The sequence below is a fragment of the Streptomyces sp. NPDC042201 genome (assembly GCF_055582185.1).
Map to the genome: position 1 here is coordinate 548,387 of NZ_JBVJDS010000001.1, position 21,490 is coordinate 569,876.

9 protein-coding genes and 1 pseudogene are annotated in these 21,490 nt (G+C 69.6%); 5 read left to right on the forward strand and 5 right to left on the reverse strand.

Annotation, left to right across the window (positions count from 1 at the left end):
* Positions 1 to 14: 14 nt before the first annotated feature.
* The 3 genes and pseudogenes from ACZ6MZ_RS02355 to ACZ6MZ_RS02365 form a co-directional block, all read left to right on the forward strand.
* A pseudogene (locus ACZ6MZ_RS02355) lies at positions 15 to 143 on the forward strand (IS5/IS1182 family transposase); the annotation flags it as partial.
* Positions 144 to 225: 82 nt separating this feature from the next.
* Complete coding sequence (locus ACZ6MZ_RS02360) at positions 226 to 1,728, forward strand: alpha/beta hydrolase (RefSeq protein WP_469349299.1); 1,503 nt, start codon at positions 226 to 228, stop codon at positions 1,726 to 1,728.
* A 411-nt stretch (positions 1,729 to 2,139) separates the two neighbouring features.
* Positions 2,140 to 5,865, forward strand: a complete 3,726-nt coding sequence (locus ACZ6MZ_RS02365; RefSeq protein WP_469349301.1) for an Ig-like domain repeat protein — start codon at positions 2,140 to 2,142, stop codon at positions 5,863 to 5,865.
* A 134-nt stretch (positions 5,866 to 5,999) separates the two neighbouring features.
* On the opposite strand, the gene ACZ6MZ_RS02370 is transcribed toward ACZ6MZ_RS02365, so the two are convergent.
* Positions 6,000 to 8,240, reverse strand: a complete 2,241-nt coding sequence (locus tag ACZ6MZ_RS02370; protein WP_469349636.1) for a M4 family metallopeptidase — start codon at positions 8,238 to 8,240, stop codon at positions 6,000 to 6,002.
* 608 nt (positions 8,241 to 8,848) lie between these two features.
* On the opposite strand from ACZ6MZ_RS02370, the gene ACZ6MZ_RS02375 reads away from it, so the two are divergent.
* A complete protein-coding gene (locus ACZ6MZ_RS02375) occupies positions 8,849 to 13,711 on the forward strand; it encodes a DUF6531 domain-containing protein (protein WP_469349302.1) in 4,863 nt (1,620 codons plus the stop codon).
* Positions 13,712 to 13,836: 125 nt separating this feature from the next.
* Positions 13,837 to 14,175, forward strand: coding sequence for a hypothetical protein (locus tag ACZ6MZ_RS02380; protein ID WP_469349303.1), 339 nt, complete (start codon positions 13,837 to 13,839; stop codon positions 14,173 to 14,175).
* Between the two features lie 357 nt (positions 14,176 to 14,532).
* On the opposite strand, the gene ACZ6MZ_RS02385 is transcribed toward ACZ6MZ_RS02380, so the two are convergent.
* The 4 genes from ACZ6MZ_RS02385 to dpgB form a co-directional block, all read right to left on the reverse strand.
* A complete protein-coding gene (locus ACZ6MZ_RS02385; protein WP_469349304.1) occupies positions 14,533 to 17,706 on the reverse strand; it encodes an amidohydrolase family protein in 3,174 nt (1,057 codons plus the stop codon).
* Between the two features lie 83 nt (positions 17,707 to 17,789).
* Positions 17,790 to 19,103 carry an aminotransferase-like domain-containing protein gene (locus ACZ6MZ_RS02390; RefSeq protein ID WP_384328469.1) on the reverse strand — a complete coding sequence of 438 codons (1,314 nt, stop codon included), beginning with the start codon at positions 19,101 to 19,103 and terminating at the stop codon, positions 17,790 to 17,792.
* Complete coding sequence (dpgC, locus tag ACZ6MZ_RS02395; RefSeq protein ID WP_469349307.1) at positions 19,100 to 20,566, reverse strand: (3,5-dihydroxyphenyl)acetyl-CoA 1,2-dioxygenase DpgC; 1,467 nt, start codon at positions 20,564 to 20,566, stop codon at positions 19,100 to 19,102. Before dpgC ends, ACZ6MZ_RS02390 begins: the two co-directional genes overlap by 4 nt.
* Positions 20,567 to 20,606: 40 nt before the next feature.
* Positions 20,607 to 21,470: an enoyl-CoA-hydratase DpgB gene (gene dpgB, locus ACZ6MZ_RS02400; protein WP_469349309.1), complete on the reverse strand. Its 864-nt coding sequence runs from the start codon at positions 21,468 to 21,470 to the stop codon at positions 20,607 to 20,609.
* Between the last annotated feature and the right edge of the window lie 20 nt (positions 21,471 to 21,490).

Sequence of the window (21,490 nt, forward strand, 5' to 3'; positions counted from 1 at the left end):
TCCGGCCCGGAACGAGGGCCGTCGTCGAACGCTGCTTCGGCCGCCTCAAACAAAACAGAGCGCTCGCCACCCGCTATGACGAACGAGCCATTCACTACCAAGCCATGGTCACCCTCGCCTGCCTGAAACTCTGGCTTCCATGACGTTGCGGACACCCGCTAGCCCCACCACGGGCGTCATGGCTGCCGGATGGGCGGGAGGGGCGCGCTCAACAACCCTTGTCTCATGCCTACTTACGCCCGCAGGGCCCTCCTTCTCGCACTCTCCACCACAGTTGTCGCCTCGACCCTGACCGCCACCGCCACCGCTACCGCCACCACCGCCACCCCGGCCCCCGGCCTCACCTGGCGGTCCTGCGTCCAGCCCGGCGGGCCCGCCGAGCAGGAGTGCGCCGAGTTGCCCGTACCGCTCGACTACCGCGACCCGGACGGCCCGCGGCTCACCGTCGCCGTGTCCCGCCTCCGCAGCGCGCGGCCCGAGGCGCGGCGCGGGACGCTGCTGCTGATCCCCGGGGGTCCTGGCGGGTCCGGGGTGCAGCGGCTGGGGCAGAAGGGGGTCGCGCTGCGTAACGAGATGGCCGGTGCGTACGACATCGTCAGCCTCGATCCGCGCGGGGTGGGCGGCAGTACGAGGGCGAGTTGCGGGCTCAGCGAGGACGACCGCCACCTGGTGAACCTCCGGTCCTGGCCGGGGCCGAACGGCGAGATCGCGGAGAACGTCGCCCGGTCCCGGCGTATCGCCGACGCGTGCGATCGTCAGGGGGGCGCCGTGCTGCGCAGCTTCACCACCGCCAACGAGGTGCGTGACATCGACCGCTTCCGGCGGGCGCTGGGCGAGGAGAAGCTGTCCGCCTGGGGGATCTCGTACGGGACGTACGTAGGGGCCGTATACGCGCAGAAGTACCCTCAGCACACGGACCGTTGGGTGCTGGACAGCAGCGGCGACCCCGACCCGGCCCGCGTCGCGCGGGGCTGGCAGGCGAACATGGCGGCGGCCGCGGACGACAGGTTCCCCGACTTCGCCGCCTGGGCCGCGGACCCGGCCAGGGAGAGCGAGGGGCTGCGGCTCGGGGAACGGCCCGAGGACATCAGGCCGTTGTTCCTCGCGCTGGCGTCGGGGCTGGACCGCCGGCCGAAGGAGTCGACCACGCCGGGCGTCCCGCTGACCGGCAACCGGCTGCGGCAGGCGCTCCAGAACGCCCTGTACAGCGACGCCTCCTTCCCCCAGCTGGCCCGGCTCATCCGGACGGCCCAGAACCCGGCCGAGACGCCCGCCCTGCCCGCCGACCTCGCCCAGCCCGTGCCGGACCAGGACGCGGCGGTGATAGCCGGGGTCATCTGCAACGACGTGCGCTGGCCGGCGTCGATTCCCGCGTTCGAACGTGCGGTCGCCGCCGACCGGGTCCGTCACCCGCTCACGGCCGGAACGCCGGCGAACATCTTCCCCTGCGCGTTCTGGAAGGACGCCCCGGTGGAGAAGCCCACCCGGATCACCGCCGAGGGCCCGTCCAACATCCTGATGATCCAGAACCTCCGCGACCCCTCCACCCCGTACTTCGGCGCCCAGAAGATGCGCCAGGCCCTCGGCGGCCGGGCCCGGCTCGTCGCGACCGGCCACGGCGGCCACGGCGCCTACCTGGCCAACGGCAACGCCTGCGGCGACCGCGCGGTCACCGACTTCCTCACCACGGGCCACCGCCCGAAGCGGGACACGTACTGCGCGGACTGAACCGACGCGCGACCTCGCTCGCGCGACCTCCGCCCGCGCGACGCCCGCTCGCGCGACCTCACCCGTGCCGCCGCCGTGTCCGGCGGCGGCACGGTTTTTCCCTTTGTAACGCGTTTCGCGAAGGGCCAGGTCAGACGCTATGGGCGACATATCTGACAAGTAGTTGTTCAGTCTGGTTTACATGACGTCGGCGTCAAAAATAGGAAACTTCTGGGTTTCCTCGCCCCACAGGGTTAGTTGAGATGTGAACGTTCGTCCGGCTGTCGATCAATTGCTGCCGCCGCGTCCTCGGACGCGTCGCGCCCGGGCGGTTGTCGCTCGTGCGCTCGAAAGTGAGGCCAGGCACACGTGGACATATCAAGACCCATGCGGGCGCGGCTGCGTCCGCTCGCTGGAGGAGTCGCGGGGCTGATGGCGCTGAGCGCGCTGTCGCTGGCCGGGGCTCCGGTGGCTTCCGCCGCGGCGGAAGCCGATTCCCCGGTGGTCCGTTCCGGCGACGGATGGACGGTGACCCAGGCCGCCGGCGGTTACGTCGTGTCGCTGGACCTGGACACGGCCCTCCCCGTCAAGAGCGACCTGCCCGAACTGGTCGCCGACGGCACGGACCTCGGCCCCGCCACGGAGTCCGTCGACGGGCGCACCCTGACGGTCACCACGGCCGACGCCTCGGTGGCCACGGCCAAGAACATCAGCTGGCAGTGGTCCACCGGCGGCAACAGCACCGCCACCGGGCCGACCTCCCTGCTGTCGGGATCCGCTCAGGCCAAGGCGCGGAAGCTGACCGAGGCCAACGATGTCCCGACCGAGATCGGCGGCTCAGGAACGACGCCCGACGACCCGACGACCGTCGGCAAGGGCTCCTACACGATCGCCGACTACGACTTCGGCCCGCAGTCGATTCCGCTCAGCGCCATCGGCGGCATCCGGGGCGAGGCCCAGGGCCGTATCTACCTGCCGACCGACGGCAAGGCGCATCCGGTGGTGATCTTCCTGCACGGCCGGCACAGCTCGTGCTACAACACCACGACCCTGCGGGGCGCGAGCGGTTGGCCCTGCGCGGCGGGTACGGCGCCGATCATCAGTTACGCCGGATACGACGGCGCCGCCGAGGCGCTGGCGGCGGACGGCAACACGGTGGTGTCGATCTCGGCGAACGCGATCAACGCCAACGACAACCAGCTCGCGCCGGACAACGGCGCCATCGCCCGAGGTCAGCTCGTCCTCGACACGCTGACCATGCTGAAGAAGGCCAACGCGGGCGAGTCCGTCGCGTACCACGACGCGGCGGCCGGCCGGGACGTCACGCTGGAGCAGGCGCTGAGCGCCGGTGACGCCACCTACCCCGGTGGCACGGTGACACCGTCGCAGCTGGTCGGCTCCATGGACTTCGGCTCGATCGGGCTGATGGGCCACTCGCGCGGCGGCGAAGGTGTCGTGGCGTCCGGTGTCCTCAACGCGGCCCTGCCCCAGCCGTGGAACATCAAGTCCGTCCTGCCGCTGGCCCCGGTCGACTTCACCCGCACCACGCTGCCCGACGTGGTCACCACCACGATGCTGCCGTACTGCGACGGTGACGTGTCCGACCAGCAGGGCCAGCACTTCTACGCGGACTCTCGGGACGCGTTCTCCGACGACGTACTGCGCTCCGATCTCTGGATCATGGGCGCCGACCACAACTTCTTCAACTCGCGGTGGACCCCGCCCTTCCCGGGCGGCTCCGACGACTGGTCGAACACCGGCGACGCCGTGTGCGGTACGAGCGCCGCGGCGCTGGCCTCCGGCAAGAACATCCGGCTCACCGCGGAGCAGCAGTACCAGGTGGGCGCCGCGTACATCTCCGGGTTCTTCGAGGCGACCCTCGGCGGCCGTACCCAGTTCCAGGGCCTCTTCGACGGCTCGCAGATGACACCGCCGTCGGTCTCCGGCTTCGCCGACGTCCGTACGGTGGCGCAGCAGCCGTCCTCGACGCGGCGGGACATCACCTCGTTCAAGACCACCGGCCCGCTGATCGGCACGTCCACGACGGCGACGGCCACGGTCTGCGCCAACAAGTACGGGCGCACCGTTCCGGAGCCGTACCCGGTCTGCACCAACCCGGGGAGCACGCTCACCAACCAGCAGGTGCCCTACTGGACTCCGGCCTCCTTCGCGCCGAACGTACCGCTGAACATCATGACCCACCTGACCTGGACGGCCACGACCGGCGCCCTCGGCGTGACACTCCCGTCCGCCCAGCAGAACGTGTCGCGGTACGACGAGATGACGGTCAGCCTCTCGCCGGACGAGAGCGTCACCACCGGCACCGATATGACGCTGAGCGTGACGGACTCCTCCGGGCGTACCTGGAGCAGCCTGGTGTCCAGCCTCAATCCATGGGGCGTGACCAGGATGCCGGCCAGCGGATCGACGACCCTGGGCAAGATCGTGCTCCAGCAGGTGCGGGTGCCCACCGCGACGCTCGCCGAGGCGGGGCTCGATCTGACGCACCTCACCAAGGTCGCCTTCACCGCGGCGGTCGGGGCCGACGGGGTGACGACCGGCGGCGTGTACCTCTCCGACCTCGTCTTCGCCGACAAGAGCATGGGCACGCCGAACGCGCGGACCCGGACCACCGTCAACGTGGCGTCGACCGCCACCGAGGAGGGCAACGGTCCCGGCGCGGCCCAGACCGCCGTCTATCTGTCGAAGCCGAGCTCGTCCCCGGTCACCGCGTATCTCACGGTGGTCGGTTCGGCGACCGGCAAGGTCGGCCTCGCCATGCAGAAGGTCACCTTCGCCCCGGACACCACCTGCCAGGTGGTCGACATCCCGGTGGTGGGTGACACGGTCGCGGGAGCGGCCGCCACCACGTCCTACAAGCTCGGGGTGTCCAACTCCACCCAGGCGGTCCTGGGCAGCCAGGACTTCGGCACCATCAAGGTGCGCGAGGACGACGGCGTGACCGGGACGGTGACCGCCGCACCGTCGGTCGGCGTCCAGGGCGACGTCTGCGCCGAGTACGAGGCGCTCTCCCGGCCCGGCGCGCTGACCGTCGGCGACGTACGGCCCGAACCGGGAGCCACCGTCACGGCCGGCGGGTCCGGCTACCGCGACGGGGAGAGCGTGGCGTTCACGCTCGGCTCGACGGCGCTCGGCAGCGCCGTCGCCGGCAGCGACGGGACGGTGTCCTTCCAGGCCGTCGTACCCGCGGACCAGCCGTACGGGAGCGTGGCACTCAGCGCGGTCGGCGCGGGCTCCGGCTATACGAGTACGGCGGGTATCGACGTCCTCGCGACCACCGCGACGGCGCTCACCCTCACTCCGGCCGCGCCGCAGATCAGCGAGTCGGTCACGCTGAAGGCGGCGGTGACCGGCGTGGGGACGGACGGCGGAACGGTGACCTTCCGGAACGGAAGCACCGTCCTCGGTACGGCCGTGGCAGCCGGCGGAACGGCTTCTCTGAAGATTGCGGCCGGCTTCAAGGCCGGTACGCACACCTTCACCGCGGCCTTCGGCGGCACCGCGTCCGCGGACACCTCGGCCTCGGACCCGGTGCAGCTGGTGCTGACGAAGGGCCAGAGCTCCATCGCCATGGCGCTGCTGACGAAGTCGACCACCTACGGCCACGCGGTCTCGGGCGTCTTCTCGGTGGCCGGAGCGAAGAACGGCACGGTGACCGTCACGTACGGGACCGGGTCGCTCACGGCGAAGGTCGGTACGACGGGAGCGGGCGAGTTCAAGCTGCCCGCGTCGCTCTCCGTCGGTACGCACACGGTGTCCGTACGGTACGAGGGCACCGATTTCGTGGCCCCCAGCGGCGTCGCGTCGCAGAAGCTCACGGTCGCGAAGGCGAAGACGACCACGTCTCTCACGCTCTCCAAGACCACGCTGGCCCGAGGAAAGTCCGAGACCGTCAAGATCACGGTCGGCGGCCACAGCGCCGCGGACTATCCGACCGGCACGGTCACGGTCACGGCCAAGGTGGGCGGCAAGACCACGACCACCAAGGTCAGTCTGCCGGCGGCCAAGAAGGGCGTGATCAGCTTCTCCATCACCCTGCCGAAGGTGAAGGGCACGGCGACGGTCACGGCTGTCTACGCGGGGAACGGGAACTTCCTTCCCAGTACCGCGGCGCGCAAGCAGGTGAAGCTCACCTGACGCTCGCGCGCTGAAAGGGGCGGTGGAAGGGCCGGACGGGCCCTTCCACCGCCCCTGCGGTGTGTAGGGGTGGTGCGGGTCAGCAGACGGTCAGAAGCTCAGACTCCAGCGGTCAGAGGCTCAGACTCCAGCGGTCAGAAGGTCAGGCTCCAGCGGTCCAGGTAGCCGGGGTCAAAGGTGAAGATGCCCGGGGTGTTGTCCTGGACCCTCAGCTTCCAGGTGCCGTTGGCGGGTACCGCCGAGGCGTCGACGGTGTACGTCGCGTGCAGCTCCGGGCCGGGGGCGTAGACGAAGTCCTTCACCCGGATCACCGTGCCGTCCTCGCTGATCAGGTCGATCACCTGGCCACCGGCGAAGCCGTGGAAGAGATCGACCGTGACCTTGAGGTCGTCGGAGGCGTTGCCTTCCCGGCCGGCGATGATGAGCGGGGATTCGACGGTGCCCCAGGTAGGGATCACGTATTTGGCGGGGTTGACGAAGAAGTCGCCGCCGGAGGCGAGGACGGTCCAGACGAAGGGAACGGTGAGCGTTTCCGCCGCGGAGTTTCTGAGGGTGATCCTCGGCGTGAAGTCGCCGGCCGCCGTCGGGCTGCCGGTGATCAGGCCGGTGGCGGTGTCGAGTGACAGACCGTCGGGCAGACCGGTGGCGGAGTACGTGAGACTGCCGGGACGGGAGGTCGCCGCCTCGATGCGCAGACTGGTCGGCTGGCCGACCGCCGCGTCCCGGGGGGACGGTGTCTGCGCGGCGATGTGGTTGACGTAGGCGGCACCGACGTTGACAGCCGCCCAGGCGTTGCCGACGGCTTCGTACGCGTCGCTGGACCTGCCGAACAGATCGGCCGCCGCCTGGAGGGTGGCGGTGCGGGCGCCCGCGTAGTCGGTGGTGCTGGTCATGTAGACGGTCAGCGCGCGGTACCAGACGTTGGTGGCGTTGTGCAGGCCGAGACCGGAGACCGGCTTGCCGTCCTGGGTGGGGCTGTCGTAGTCGACGCCCTTGATGGTCTTCTTCCCACTGCCCTCGGCGAGCAGGTAGAAGAAGTGGTTCGCCACGCCGGAGCTGAAGTGCGGGTCGAGCGAGTCGGTTTCCGAGGTCCAGTAGTCCTGGGAGGTGCCCTTCGCGGAGGCGTCCCGGGAGGGGTGGTCCAGGTAGCGCAGCGGTTTGCCGGTGCCGCGGACGTCGACCAGCTCGCCCATCCAGTAGTCGGGCACGTCGCTCGGGTTGTCCGCGAAGAACTCCGCGGCGGCGGCCATGATGTCGCTGGTGGCCTCGTTCAGGCCGCCGGACTCACCTTCGTACTCCAGGTCGGCGGTGGCGTAGGTGACGCCGTGGGTCATCTCGTGGGCGGCGATGTCGAGCGCCGTCAGGGGTCTGGCGTTCTCGATCCCGTCGCCGTAGGTCATGCAGAAGCAGTTGTCGTCCCAGAAGGCGTTGGCGTATCCGTCGCCGAAGTGCACCCGCGAGTACGCGCCGACGCCGTCGTTGGCTATGCCGTTGCGGCCGAACCTGTCGTGGTAGAAGTCCCAGGTCTTCCGCGCGCCGTAGGCGGCGTCCACGGCAGCCGTCTGGCGGTCGGCCGGCGTTCCGTCACCCCAGACGTCGTCATCGTCCGTCAGGAGTGTGCCGGACCCGCCCAGGGTCAGGTCGTACGTGGAGTGGCCACCGCGCTGAGGATCGGTCAGTTCGAAGGTGCCACCCTCGCGCACGGAGCCGATCTGGACCTGGCCGCTGTACTGGCTCCGGCCCACGCCCGCGTGGATCTGCTCGACATTCCCGAGCCGCTCACCGCTGCCGGCGTCGGTCAGGACGCGCAGGCTGCTCGGAGTCCCGTCCTCCTGCACACCGGCGACGACGGTTTCCCAGGCCAGAGTGGGTTCACCGGCCTCGATCGAGACCACCAGCCGCGGCGCTCCGTCCGGTGCGGCCTCCTCGGTCCTCTCGGTCTCCGCGACGGCCAGGGCCGACTTCTTCGCCGTCGCGGCCGTGACCCGCGCCTCGGTCGTCGGCACCGAGATCGCCGCGTCCGACGCCTTGGTGACGGTACGGGCCCCGGCCCGCTCATGGACCACCAGATCGCCGCCACGGACGGGAAGCCCGGCGTACGTACGCTCGTAACGGGTGTGGACGGTACCGTCGGCGTCCTCGATGACGTCCTTGGGAACGAGCTTCTCCCGAGCGCCCAACTTCAGCGACCGAGCGGTGGCGGCACCCGCGGCGGCCGCCGCCTTGAGCCTCTTCTCCCGCTGCGCGGGGGTGAGTTCGACGGCCTCAGCATCGGGTCTGGCCTCCGCCGCTATCTGCCGCGGCGCTCGATCCGCGCCGACGGCGGCGGGGGCCGCGCCCACGGCGGGGAGAACCGAAACGAGGAGCGCGGCCATGGTGCCGGCCGCGATCACCGCCACGTATGGCAACGTTGTCTTATTCGTAGGGAAGTTGTCCGTCACTCCTGCAGCTCCTTCTGTCCGGCCGCGTGATGACGGCCGGTGGGCATGGAAACCGGATGTGACGCCCGTGCGGTACGTAGATCGTTCCAGCGGAATATGCCATTGTCATCAAAGCGGATGATCATTGTCCGAAACCCAACCACCCCCAACCCCCCACCCCCCTCACCCACCCCACCCCACAAGCACCTTTACACCCCAGCAACCCCCGCGAACCCCCCACTTTGGCCCGTTCCCACCCACAGGCCGGCGCGCGGACGGTGTCGGGTAGTGCCAGCCCGGACATTGGGCTCTGCGGCATCCCGTGCTGACGTGGACGCCGTCCCCGACAGCACGGTCCTTGTCCGCTGCCCACTTGCGTCGCTTGCAGGAGCAATCGCATAAATCGGGGGCTTATCACGGCGAGGCCCGGCGACTGAAACGGCTCAGACATCTCGAAGCAAGCCCGATCGGTTTAACCATCCGCGCTGTCCGCCGCGCTTCTGTCAGACTCTGTTCGCACAAGCATTCCGCGAACACGGGTGCGGGTACGGGGGGTTGGGTTCGTGGCTGTCACGGTGCCGGAGTGGGCCGACGTTCTGTTGGATCTGATCGGGGTGTCCTGGCCGAACGTGGATGAGGACGCCTATCGGGACATGGCGGACGCTCTGCGGGAGTTCGCGGAGGATCTGGAGGATGACGGGCAGCTCGCCAACAACCATGTCCAGCGGCTGATCTCGTCCGGGTATGGCGAGGCTCTTGATGCGCTGAACGGGCATTGGGGCAAGGTCAAGGACAAGCACATCAAGGACATCGCGTCGGCGGCGCGGACGATCGCCGGGGCGTTGGACACGGCGGCGACCGCCATCGAGGGCATGAAGCTGGCCGCGATCGTCCAGCTGGGCTATCTGGCCGGTGAGGCCGGTATCGCGCTGTCGTTGATTCCGGTGACCGGTGGTCTGTCGATGTTGTTCGGTGCCGCGGCGATGCGGGCGACGCAGGAGGTCGTCAAGCGGTTGATCAAGGAGGGCGCGGAGGAGGCGGTGGGGTACATCGTCTCGGCGATGACCGAGCCGGCCGTCGCCGCTCTCGAAAGCCTCGCTGCTGACCTTGTGGTCCAACTCGGCGCGACCGCGCTGGGGGTGCAGGACGGGGTCGACCTCGACCAGGCCAAACAGGCTGGTGCGGACGGCTTCAAGGAAGGCGTGCAGGGCTCCAAGGACGCCATGAACCTGGCCTCAGCGGGTGGCAGTGGCGGTGGTGGCGGCGGAGGCGGTGGCGCAGGCGCAGGCGGCGCGGCTGGGCCGGGCAAGGGTTTTCATATCGAGCACGGTGAGCACGACTTCGCCTTCACTCAGCTCAACGGTGTCAGCGTCAACATGCACGGCAAGACCGCGGGCAAGCTGTCCAAGGCGAAGACGGCGCACGGCCGCACCCGTGGCCGGGACTCCATCGCCGAGGTGATCGATCCGGTCGCGGACAAGGCGATGGACGCGCTGGAGAAGGCCGTCAAGACGATGGGCGACCACGTCGGCCAGACCCTGCCCAAGGCCGTCAAGCAGATATCCACCGACCACAAGAGCAACGACGACGACATCCGCGCGCGCCTCGCCAAGGAGCGGGGCCAGGTGAGCGACGGCGGCCAGGACAAGGGCGGGGGGCCGAACGGCAAACGTCGTCCCGAGCAGGACACCCGGACCAAGCCGAACTCCGCACAGGACGCGAAGGACGACCCTCGCCGTCATGGTGTCTCTCTCGACAAGACGGTCTGCGAGGGCGACCCGGTCGACATCGCCACCGGCGAGATGCTGCTGCCGCTGACCGATCTGGCCCTGCCCGGGGTACTTCCGCTCGTCCTGCGCCGCACCCACGCGTCCGAGTACCGCTACGGCCACTGGTTCGGCCGCAGTTGGGCCTCGACCCTCGACGAGCGCATCGAGCTGGACCCCGTCGCGGGCGGTGCGGTCTGGGCGCGCGAGGACGGTTCGCTCCTGGTCTACCCGCGGCTGCCGCTTCCGGACGGTGAAACGGTTCTCCCGCTGGAGGGCGACCGCCTGCCGCTCGTCCACGGCGGACAGGACGGGGACGAGACGACCTATCTCGTCCTGGACCCGCACACCGGCCTGACCCGTTCGTTCACCGGCAGTCCGTACCGCACCTCGCCCGCCTTCTGGCTGGGCGAGTTGAGCGACCGTAACGACAACCGCGTCAGCTTCGCCCGCCGTCCCGACGGCGCGCCGACGACGGTGACGCACAGCGGCGGGTACACCGTCCAGCTGACCGCCGACGTCTCCCGGGTCACCGCGCTCGTCCTCCGTACCCCCGAAGGCCCGGTCACCGTCCTCACCTACGGCTACGACGACCAGGGCGATCTGGACGCCGTCACCAACTCCTCAGGCCTGCCACTGCGGTTCACCTACGACCCCGACGGCCGCATCACCTCCTGGACCGACCGCAACGACTCCAATTTCCGATACGTCTACGACGCGGCCGGACGCGTCGTCCGCACCATCGGCCCCGACGGCTACCTGTCCTCCAGCTTCGCCTATGACGTCCACCGCGAGACCGGCGACCGGATCACCCGCTACACCAACTCCCTTGGCGCCACCACCGTCTACCACCTCAACAACCACCTTCAAGTCACCTCTAAAACAGATCCTCTCGGCAGTACCACCCGTCAAACGTGGGACACCCACGACCGTCTCCTGTCGCGCACCGACCCTCTCGGTCATACGACGATGTATGAATACGGCACGTCGGGGAATCGGACCGCGATCAGCCTGCCTGACGGACACCGCTCCCTCGTCCAGTACGACGACGCCGGTCTGCCGATCACAGTGACCGGCCATGAAGGGGCTGTTTGGCGTCTGGCCCACGACGAGTGCGGTAATCGCACCTCGGTCGCAGACCCTGCCGGCGTGGTCACTTCATACACGTACGACGCCGGAGGCGGGCTCACGGCCGTCACCGACGGACTGGGCCGGACCATGCATGTCGCGTGCAATCCGGCGGGTCTGCCCGTCGCGCTCACCCAGCCGTCGGGCGTCGTCGCCCGCAACGAACGCGATGCATTCGGCCGTCCGGTAGTCGTGACCGATGAGCAGGGCCGTACTACACGCCTGCGGTGGACGACCGAAGGGAAGCTCGCTGGCCGTATCGGGCCGGACGGCGCCGAGGAGGCCTGGGTCTACGACGGCGAAGGCAATTGCACGTCTCACAGGGACGCGTCAGGTGCCGTCTCCCGTTTCGAGTACACCCACTTCGAGCTGCCGGCGGTCCGCGTCGAGCCGGACGGTGCCCGTTACGAGTTCCACTACGACACTGAACGTCGGCTTGTCCGCGTCGACAACCCGCAGGGGCACTCGTGGGCGTACGAGCACGATGCGGCGGGTCGTCTCATTTCCGAGACGGACTTCGACGCGCGGAGCATCGGATACACGTATGACAAGGCGGGGCGGCTGTCCAGTCGCACGAACGGTGCTGGACAGACCATCCGCTTCGACCGTGACCTCCTCGGCCGCGTGGTCGGTAAGGACGTCGAGGGAGCTGTCACTCGCTTCTCCTACGATCTTGCCGGCCGCCTCGCCCGTGCCGCAGGTCCCGGCGCCGAACTCAGCTATCGCCGTGATGTGATGGGACGGGTCCTCGCGGAGACGTGCAACGGCCGGACTCTCACATTCGGTTACGACGAGTTGGGGCGCCCCACCCAGCGGACCACTCCCACCGGCATGACCAGTACGTGGGAACACGGACCAGCCGGCTGGAGCAGGCTCACAGCCGCCTCCGGCCACAGCGTCGTCTTTGAGCACGACACGGCCGGGCGCGAAACTTCGCGTCACATCGAGGGCGTAGCCACCCTCGACCATGTCTGGGACGCGGCCGACCGTCTGCTCGGGCAACGGGCGGTCACCCGTGCCGGAACCGTTCAGTCCCGCAGGTACGGCTACCGGGCGGGCGGAGGCGTCACCTCCGTCGAAGACCAGTTCTCCGGCACTCGACGGTTCGATCTGGATCCGGTCGGCCGGGTCACCGCCGTACACGCGCGGGGCTGGACCGAGCGGTACACCTACGATGAATCCGGCAATCTGACGGAGGCATCCTGGCCCGCGAGGCACCCGGGGAGAGAGGTCTCCGGGGCGCGTCGGTACGACGGTACGCGCGTCGACCGAGCCGGCGACGTCCACTACGAGTACGACGCGCAGGGGCGCACAGTTCTGCGGCGGCTGAGCCGCACGGCCGAGCCCGGCGGTGATGTCTGGCGTTATGAGTGGGACGCCGAAGACCGGCTGACCGTCGCCGTCACACCCGACGGAAGCCGGTGGCAATACCGCTACGATCCGCTCGGCCGCCGTGTGTCCAAGCGGGGTCTCACCGCGGACGGTGACCGGATCCTGGAACAGACGGACTTCACCTGGGACGGTGACACACTCGTCGAACAGGTGTCGTGCGGTCCTGCGAACAGTACGCAGACTTCGATCACCTGGGACTACCGGGGTTTCCACCCCATCGCCCAGACCGAGCGCAAATGCCTGGTCGGCGCGCCGCAGGAGGAAATCGACCGCCGCTTCTTCGCCGTCGTCACCGATCTGGTGGGTACGCCGACCGAACTCGTCGGTGAGGATGGAACCATTGCGTGGCGGGCGCGCGGAACTCTCTGGGGCATCACCGCCTGGAACGCGGATGCGACCGCGTGCACTCCACTGCGTTTCCCGGGCCAGTATTTTGATGCGGAAAGCGGGCTTCATTACAACGTCCACCGATACTACGATCCCGGGACCGCTCGATATTTGACGTCCGATCCGCTCGGGATCGTTCCAACGCCGAACCCCAACACGTACGTGACCAATCCCCATATCTTGGTCGATCCGCTCGGACTCGCTCCCTGCGAGGAGCGAGGAGATCCTGCCGGGAGGCCGCCGGAATATCCCAGTGTCGTCCTGGGGGTCAATCCGCCTTCCGGTATCCTGATGGAATACCTGAATGACCACGGTCATCCGGCGGCCACCACGTTCAATGGCCGGCAATTCGCGAACGTGGAGGCCGGAACGCCGGTTTGGATGACCAATGTGATGGGAGCGGTAGCCGACCCCCGGGTGGACCTTCACATTACTCTGGATGGCATGCCGGGTGCGGAAAATACTCCGGAATCAATCGCGAAGGCGTTCGATACGGCAGTCGAAAGAGGAAAGCCATACGGCACCGGTGAAGGGCAGAAGAATCCGCCGGAGGGATATGGTACAGCCTGGGAAATGAGTGTCGTGGCAAGGAATGTCGCGGCTTTCAAGGCTGGTCAGGAGGACGGAATAGATTACGGGGGAAGGTCATGGGATTCGATCTCCTGGTACTCCGATAATGAGAAGATAGAAAACGTTCCGGAGCCCAAGTCGGTTCAGCCGCCTGAGCCCCCGGGCAAGAATTCCAGACGCTGATTCTTCGCCGATCGACAGAGCCCCGGTCAGGCGGATAATAAGGCCAGAAGTAGAGGGAATGGATGATCTTTCAAGAGCCCGGTCGCCTTTTTAAGGTCTGGAGTTACACGGTTTCTCATAAGACGATGCTGATTCGCAGCGATACCGACGTGAAGCTCTCCCCGGCGCCCCGCATCGAAATTTATATCGGCCATGTGGACAGCATGTTCGTCAATTCCCTGATGTATGGGCTGACGATCCGAAAGGCCAACGAAGGGGAGGCGGCCGACATTTCTTCCCGGCATGGAGTCGAGAATGATCCGACAGCTACCTATCTGCTGAGATCGGGTGACTGGGAAGGCTTTCTCATCTCAGGGCGCCCTTCCTGGAGGAAGGCCGTTCGTGAGATAGACGCGCCGACACTGTTCGACTTCTCCCAGTCTTGGCCCCCCGGACCCGACGTGACGTGGGGTGACGTGGACTGACACGCGGTATGGATCGGGGCTTCGTCGGTGCGTGCAACTTTTCGGGGCCACCGGCGAACAGAGGGTGGCACCCTCGCAGTCCGTCCCAAGGAGCCGATGTGGCCGGACCGCCGGCCATCTCCGATGATGCCGAGTTCATCCCCCCGCACCCGTTGTCGCTACGACACCGCACGCGGCAGCGCCCGGCCGTGGCTGTCGTCACCGAGGACCACACCAGGGAGTTCCCCGGCGAACTGAGCCCCCCCGGGCGAGAAGTACCAGGCGGGGGACGTCCTCTGCGGCGTGGCCAGGGCACGGGCCGCCGTGGTTGACGCGGAGGGCCTGATCCGCTGAACCCCGTCCCCCGTTCGGCGGGGCTCAGCAGAGGCAGCCCGTGGCGTGTGGGCGGGGGTCGTGCCAGCCGTATTGGTGCTCCGTCTCCGGGGATACCAGTGAGCGGACCGTCGGGTTGCCGGCGGTCTCGCGTGATGTCGTGGAGGGGGAGACGGGGGCGAAAGGCTCCAGTAGTGACGACACCGTCCGTACCGTGCCGCCCGTCACCACCGTCCGGACCGCCGCCGCCGCGTTGATGTCCGTGAGGGGGTCGCCCTCGACGAAGACCAGGTCGGCCAGGTGCCCCGGGGTGACCGTACCGAGCAGGGAGTCCACGCCCATCCGTCGCGCGGGGTGGACCGTGGCGGTGCGTAGTGCCTCGTACGGGGCGAAGCCGCCCTGGACCAGCGCGCGCAGGTTCTGGTGCAGGGAGATGGCGGGGTCGTCGAGCGGTGCGTCGGAACCGGCGATGACGGTGCCGCCCGCGCGGTGGATGCGCAGCAGCATGTCGACGCCGCCCGCCAGCAGGGCCCGGTTCAGCTCGGCGGTCGGGCCGCCCGCCGCGTCGGCCTTGGCCAGCAGGACGGTGTAGTCCCACGGCGGATAGAGCCGTCGGGTGCGTTCGTCGGTGACGAGTGACCGGTCGTCGGCGAGCAGTACGGAGGAGTTCAGCAGCGTGGAGGTGACGGGCATCCCCGCCGCCGTGAGGACGGCGACGGCGTCCTGGTACGCCCTGCCCAGCCGGGTCTGCGTCTGCGAGTAGCCGACGCGGTTGCCGCCGCCCGTGTGCTCCATGGCGTCCATGCCGTAGCCGGCCTGGGGGTAGGCGTAGTGCGAGGTGACCGGCAGACCGCGGTCGTGGGCCTGCCGGGTGACCGCCCGCTCCAAGGGGGCGGGCAGCCGGATGTAGGACTTGACGAGGTCGTACGAGAGCGCCGTGGCGCGCTCCATCTCCAGCCCCAGCTGCTCGGCGCTGACGACGGGCCGGGCGAAGTTGTAGAAGACCCGTGCCCCGTCCAGGGCGTCGCCCGTACCGAAGAAGCGCGGGCCGAGGCGTGCGCCCGACTCGATGGACTCCCTCGTCTCCACCATCTGGTAGGCGGGGTCGCCCGGGGAGAGGACGGTGGTGATGCCGTACGAGAGGAGGAGGCGCCCCGTGCGGTCGCCCCACTGCCGGCCGCGCAGATGCCAGTGCAGATGGGCGTCGATCAGCCCCGGCATCGCGGTCAGTCCCGAGAGGTCCACGACCTCGTCGCCGCGGCCCCGGCCCGCAGGGCGGATCTCCGCGATCCGGTCGCCCTTCACGACGATGTCCACGTTCTCGCGCAGCCGGTCGCCGCGGCCGTCCCAGAGGGCGCCGGTGCGCAGCACCACGGTGCGGGTGGCGGCAGGCCGGCGGAAGGTGAGCGGGACGGCGACGGTCCGCGGGGTGCCGCCGGCGACGGGGACGGTGCGCAGGGTGCCGTTGCTCAAGTAGTACAGACGGCCGAGTGAGTCCACGGACACGGAGTCGGTGACCTCGGTGGTGATCTGCTCGGGCGCGCCGACGATCTTCCCGGTGCCGTCGACCGGCACGCGCCAGGCCGTGCTCTCCATGACGAAGACGAGGTGCCGGCCGTCGGCGGTCCATACGGGTCCGTCGTCGCCGCGGGTGGCGATCGACCGGTGCGCGGCGACGGGTTCCGAGCGGGTCGCGCCGGTGGCCAGGTCCACGGAGAGGACTTCACTGAGTCCGGCCCGGTTCCGCTTGGAGTACGCCTTGTTGGCGGCGACGGCGATCCGCGTGCCGTCCGGGGACCAGGCGGGCCGGCCGGGCTGGAAGACGACGGGCAGTACTTGGCGTACGGTCCCGGAGTCCAGCTCCAGCACCCAGGTGCCGCCGTTCTCGTCCTGGTAGGCGATCTTCGTGCCGTCCGGGGACCAGCGGGGGGTCAGCTGGGCGCCCGCCAGCCGGGTCAGCCGGACCGGCTCGCCCCCGGCGAGGTCCTGCCGCCACAGCGCGGCCGTTCCCGACCGGTCGCTCGCGTACACGACAGCCGTGCCGTCCGGGGACCAGTCCGGGTCGGAGTTGAAGAATCCGTCGTCCACCAGCTTGACGGGGGCCTGGCCGAGCTTCATCACCCAGAGGGCGTTCAGGGCTCGGAAGGCGACGCGTCGGCCGTCGCGGGAGACGACCGGACCCGCGATTCCCTTGACCGGCTGCGGAGTTGTCGAGGTGAAGTCTCTGACCTGGTGTTTCCAGGGAGTACGGGAGAAGGGGAGCGGCGCGGTGAAGTGCACCGTCCGCGGGGTGCCGTCGAGGCGCAGCCGCTGTATGCGGCCGTTCGCCGTGTAGAGCAGTTCCTCGGCCGAGATCCAGGAGGTGCGCAGGGCGTGGACGTCCTGGCCGGAGACGACGGCCCGGCCGTCGACGATGACCTCGGCGCGGGTGCCCATGAACTGTACGTAGCTCAGGCGGCGGCCGTCGGGGCTCAGCGCCGGGCCGAAGATCTTGGCGCCGGCGCTCGCGGTGACCAGCCGGGTGCGCGCTCCGGTCGCGAGGTCCACGGAGTCCACGGCCGCGTCGTTGACCGTACAGACGACGCGGGTGCCGTCCGGCGACCAGGCGGGCATTCCCTCTTCGTCGTCGCCGGAGGTCAGTTGGGTCCGCGCGCCGGTGGCCGGGTCGAGCAGCCACAGGTCGTTGCTGCCCGAGCGGTCGGAGGTGAAGACGACGCGGCTGCCGTCGGGCGAGTACTGCGGTTCGCGGTTGTCGAAGTCGTCGTCGGTCAGCCGGGTGAGCCCGGTGCCGTCGGGCCGCACCGACCACAGTTGGTAGGTCCCGTCACGGAAGGACTGGAACACGATGCGGCTGCCGTCCGGGGCCCACTGCGGCTGGGTGGCGTCCTGGAGGTCACCGGTGAGCCGTACGGCTTCGCCGCGGTCGCCCGGGACCAGCCAGATCGCGCTGAGCAGGTCGATGGCGAAGCCGGCGCCGTCCGGGGAGAGCGCGGCGGCCATATTGGTGCCCTCGGAGAGCGTGAGCGTACGGGTCACCCGGGCGTCCGCGTCGCCGGACGGGCCGGGGACCGCCGCGGTCGCCCGGCCCGCGCCGGCCCCCGTGGTGGCCAGCGCTCCGGCGGCCAGGACCCCGCCCCCCACCAGGACGCGGCGCCTGCTCGGGCGGGAGGAGACGGGCAGGGCCTGGGACGGGGAGCCGTCCGCGTTGATGTCGTCCATGAAGTCTTTCTGGTTCCTTCTCGGAGGTGCGGGAGATACGGGAGATACGGGCACAAAGGGCTTGTGGTTTCGGTTTCGCTGACTTACGGGCACACGGCGTGCAGGAACCGGGTCAGCCGGCCGATGCCTTCCTCGATCGTGTCCGGGTCCAGATAGCTGCACGCGAGCCGGAGTTGCCGGTCCCCGCCGTCGCCCAGATAGAAGTGCGACATCGGCGTCCACAGCACGCCGAATTCGCGGGCGGACCGTTCGAGCAGCCGCTCGTCCGCCGGGACGGGAAGCCGTACGCGTACGAAGAACCCTCCCCGGGGCCGGTTCCAGGACACCCCGGCGGGCGCGCCCGTGCCGGGACCGAGCGAGCGGTCCAGCGCGTCCAGCAGCAGCCGCAGATTCCGCTGGTACAGCGCGGCCTTGGCGCTGACGACCGAGGCCAGCGATCCCTGGTGCTCCAGCAGGATGCCGCCGATGACGGCCTGCGAGAGGGGTGAGGTGTTGACGGTCACCATGCTCTTGAGGGTGGCGAGTTCGTCGGCGAGCAGTCCGGTACGGCCCGAGGCGTGGCGTACCCGCTGGTCGGCGACGACATACCCGACCCGGGCGCCCGGCATGCACACCTTGGCGAACGTGCCCAGATGGACGACCCGTTCGCCGCCCGGCAGTGCCTTGAGCGGCGGCAGCGCGCCCGGCTGGTCGGCCGTGAACGCGTACGCGTTGTCCTCCAGCAGCAGGAAGTCCTCCCGTGCGGCGACGGCGAGCAGCCGGTGCCGGGCCTCCAGGCTCAGGAAGCCGCCGGACGGGTTGGAGAAGTCGGGTGCGACATACAGGGCCCGGATACGACGGCCCGCTGTCCTGGCGGCCCGGCACACCTCGTCCAGCTGGCCGAAGTCGATGCCGTCGTCGGTGTCGTCGACCGCGACCAGGTCCACGCCGAGCACCGCGGCCGCCCCGGACAGGCCGACGAAGCAGGGATTGACGACTGCCACGAGGTCCGTCGGCGAGGCCACGAGCGCGCGCAGCGTCAGCAGCATCGCCTCTTGGCAGCCCACGGTGATGACGACGGAGTCCTGCGGCACATCGATGCCCTGGTCGGTGCGCAGGGCGTGGGTCACCAGATCGTTGATCAGGCCCCGGCTCGGCCCGTACTGGTAGAGCAGCCGCTCGGCCTGCTCGGGCTTCAGACCCCGCTCCTCCTCCAGATGGCGGAGGTAGCGGGCGGTATGACGGGCTACGTCGATCTCGCCGAAGAAGCTGGTGTGCGGGGCGCCGGGCGCGAAGGAGATCGCGTCCGGGAAGCGGCTCATCACCTCGTTGAGGAAGTTGATCGACCCCATGGCGGGGGAGCCGAGTGAGCCGTGCAGGTCGTCGCGGTGCAGAACGGTCTCGGCGGGGACGCTCACCGTACGGTCTCCGCTCCGGCGGGCATACCCGTCCCGGCGGGCATACCCGTCCCGGCTACGGTCCCCGATCCCGTGGCGAACCGGCCGACCTTGTCCAACACGTCCTCCCCGTACAGCCGCTGTGCCTGGGCGAGCGAGAACTCCGCCATATAGGAACGGAACGCGTCGACGGGCTCCTCCGAGAGATGCAGCATCCGCCGGTTCGCGACCACGGCGGGCGCGGCCAGCTGGGCCACCGCCTCGTCCACCGCGCGGTCCATCGTCCTGGGGTCGACGACCTCGTCGATCAGCAGGCGCGCGTCCTGCTCGCCGGCCCAGATCTTCCGTCCGCCCAGCACCAGTTGGCGGGCGACCCGGTCGCCGGTCAGCCGGCCCAGCCGGAAGTTCGCGGCGCCGGGCACGATGCCCTCCTGGGCCGCGGGCAGGCTGAGATAGGAGTCGGCGGCGGCGATCACCTTGTCCATCACCAGCAGAAGCTGGGTTCCGCCGCCGATCGCGAAGGTCTCCACCGCCGCCACCCAGGGCTTCTCCGTGCCGTGGGCCGGGAAGGTGTCCGGTCGCCCCTCGGTGGACAGGCCCCGGTACATCTTGCTGATGTAGCCGAGCTCGCGCTGCAGCAGGAAACCGGTGAACGAGATCCGCCCGTGGTGCAGTTCGGCGAGATTGACGCCCGCGCTGAAGACGCGGCGGCCCTGGTAGCGCGGATGGGTCATGGGTCCGCCGCGCAGGACTCCCACCCGGATGTCGTCGTCCAGGAGCACGAGGTCGACGGCCACTTCGAGCTGGGCGATCAGTTCGTTGTCCTCGGCGTTGAGACAGGACTCGTTGTGGAAGGTGACATGGCCCCCGTCGCCGCGGCGTTCCACCGTGACCTTGCCCAGTTCGGCCCGGCCGGTGGCCCGGAAGTCCGGCAGCAGTGCGCGTGCCTCGGGCGTCGGGTCGCGCAGGACGTCGACCAGATGCCCGCCCGCTTCCGGCAGCCGCAGGATCTCCCGGAAGAAGATGCCCTGGTCGATCTCCCGGCCTTCCTTCTCCGCCTGCGCGTGGCGCAGCTCCTCGTCCAACTGGGCGCGGGTCGGCACAAGGTGCGGAAACGCCTCGGCCGCCGCCTCGGCCAGCGCGGTGAGCCCGAGCCGCCTGGTGCGTCCCTCGGTCAGTTGGTCGTAGACACGCGCGGCATGGCTACGGAGGAAGGAGGCGCGCAGGCCACGGCAGGTCCGGTGAAGCTCGGTGGCCAGGCGCTGCTGTTCCTCGGAGCGTGCGGCGCGGGGCGGAAGGGCGGACAGTACGGCTTCGTGGGTACGGATCTCCGTGGCCAGGGCCGCGGCGGAAGCGGTGAGGTCACCGTCGCTCACCGGGCCGGGGGCGAAGCCGGAGTCCGGGGCGAGCCCGGAGTCCGGGGCGAAACTGGGATCCGGATCCGGGTCCGGGGCGGGGCCTGGGGGAGAGTCTGTCGTCGACACACGGTTCCTTCGGAGGTGGGAGGGGACGGTGCGCGGGTGGTCAGCGGGCGTCGGCGAGTGGCCGGGCGCTCGCCGGCGCCGCGGCCGGGATACGCCGGCGCAGGCTCCGGTCGCAGGCGGCCAAGTGGGCGCCCAGCGCCTCCTCGTAGCTGAGGGTGGCGTCGAACAGGAGCCTGCGCCGGATCGACCACTCACGGCCGGGCACGGCCGACAGCTCCTCGGCGATCTCCGCCGTACGCTCCAGGGCTTCCTGGGCGCCGGCCACCGTCTCGTCCACCAGGTCCAGTTCGGCGGCGCGCTCCGAGTCCAGCCAGGGACGGCGCAGCAGCAGCCGGCGGGCCCTGGCGGTGCCGATCTGCTGGGCCAGCCGGTGCACGGCGGTGCTCGGCCAGGCGCCGTCCTCGGCGCCGGCGAGCCGGAGCCGGGCGTCACCGGCGGCGATGCGGTAGTCGGCGGTGAGCAGCGCCTCCAGCGCGGGTCCTGTGCACGCGCCTGCCACGAGGGCGAGCGTGGGGCGGTCGGCCGTCTCCAGCCGTCGCAGCGCCCGCTCCCAGGTGTTGACGAGATGGATGCCCGTACCGGCGGACGCGGCGTCGGACCGGGCGCCGGACCCCGCTCCGGACCGAGCGCCGGACCCCGCTCCGGAACCGGCTTCGGACCGTGCTTCGGCACCGGCTTCGGACTCCGCCCCGGAACCGGCTCCCGCGCCCAGCAGGAGCAATACGACTCCACCCTCGGCGCCCTCCGCCTCCTCGGCCGCCGTCTTCACCCGGGCCACCAGTTCGGGGGTGAGCTCCTCGTCCCCGCCGATGGTCAGGACCGCGGCGGCCCCCTCGCGGAGCTTCCCGGCGAGAGCGGGGTCGGTAGGGGACACCGTCGTCGTGCCGGTACGGGACACAGTCATGGTTCCTTCATCCTTCGCGT

Excerpts from the sequence above, each read along its gene's own strand:
- ACZ6MZ_RS02360 (WP_469349299.1), top strand. The coding sequence starts at position 226 with ATGCCTACTTACGCCCGCAGGGCCCTCCTTCTCGCACTCTCCACCACA.
- ACZ6MZ_RS02365 (WP_469349301.1), top strand. The coding sequence starts at position 2,140 with ATGGCGCTGAGCGCGCTGTCGCTGGCCGGGGCTCCGGTGGCTTCCGCC.
- ACZ6MZ_RS02370 (WP_469349636.1), bottom strand. The coding sequence starts at position 8,240 with ATGGCCGCGCTCCTCGTTTCGGTTCTCCCCGCCGTGGGCGCGGCCCCC.
- ACZ6MZ_RS02380 (WP_469349303.1), top strand. The coding sequence starts at position 13,837 with ATGCTGATTCGCAGCGATACCGACGTGAAGCTCTCCCCGGCGCCCCGC.
- ACZ6MZ_RS02385 (WP_469349304.1), bottom strand. The coding sequence starts at position 17,706 with ATGGACGACATCAACGCGGACGGCTCCCCGTCCCAGGCCCTGCCCGTC.
- dpgB (WP_469349309.1), bottom strand. The coding sequence starts at position 21,470 with ATGACTGTGTCCCGTACCGGCACGACGACGGTGTCCCCTACCGACCCC.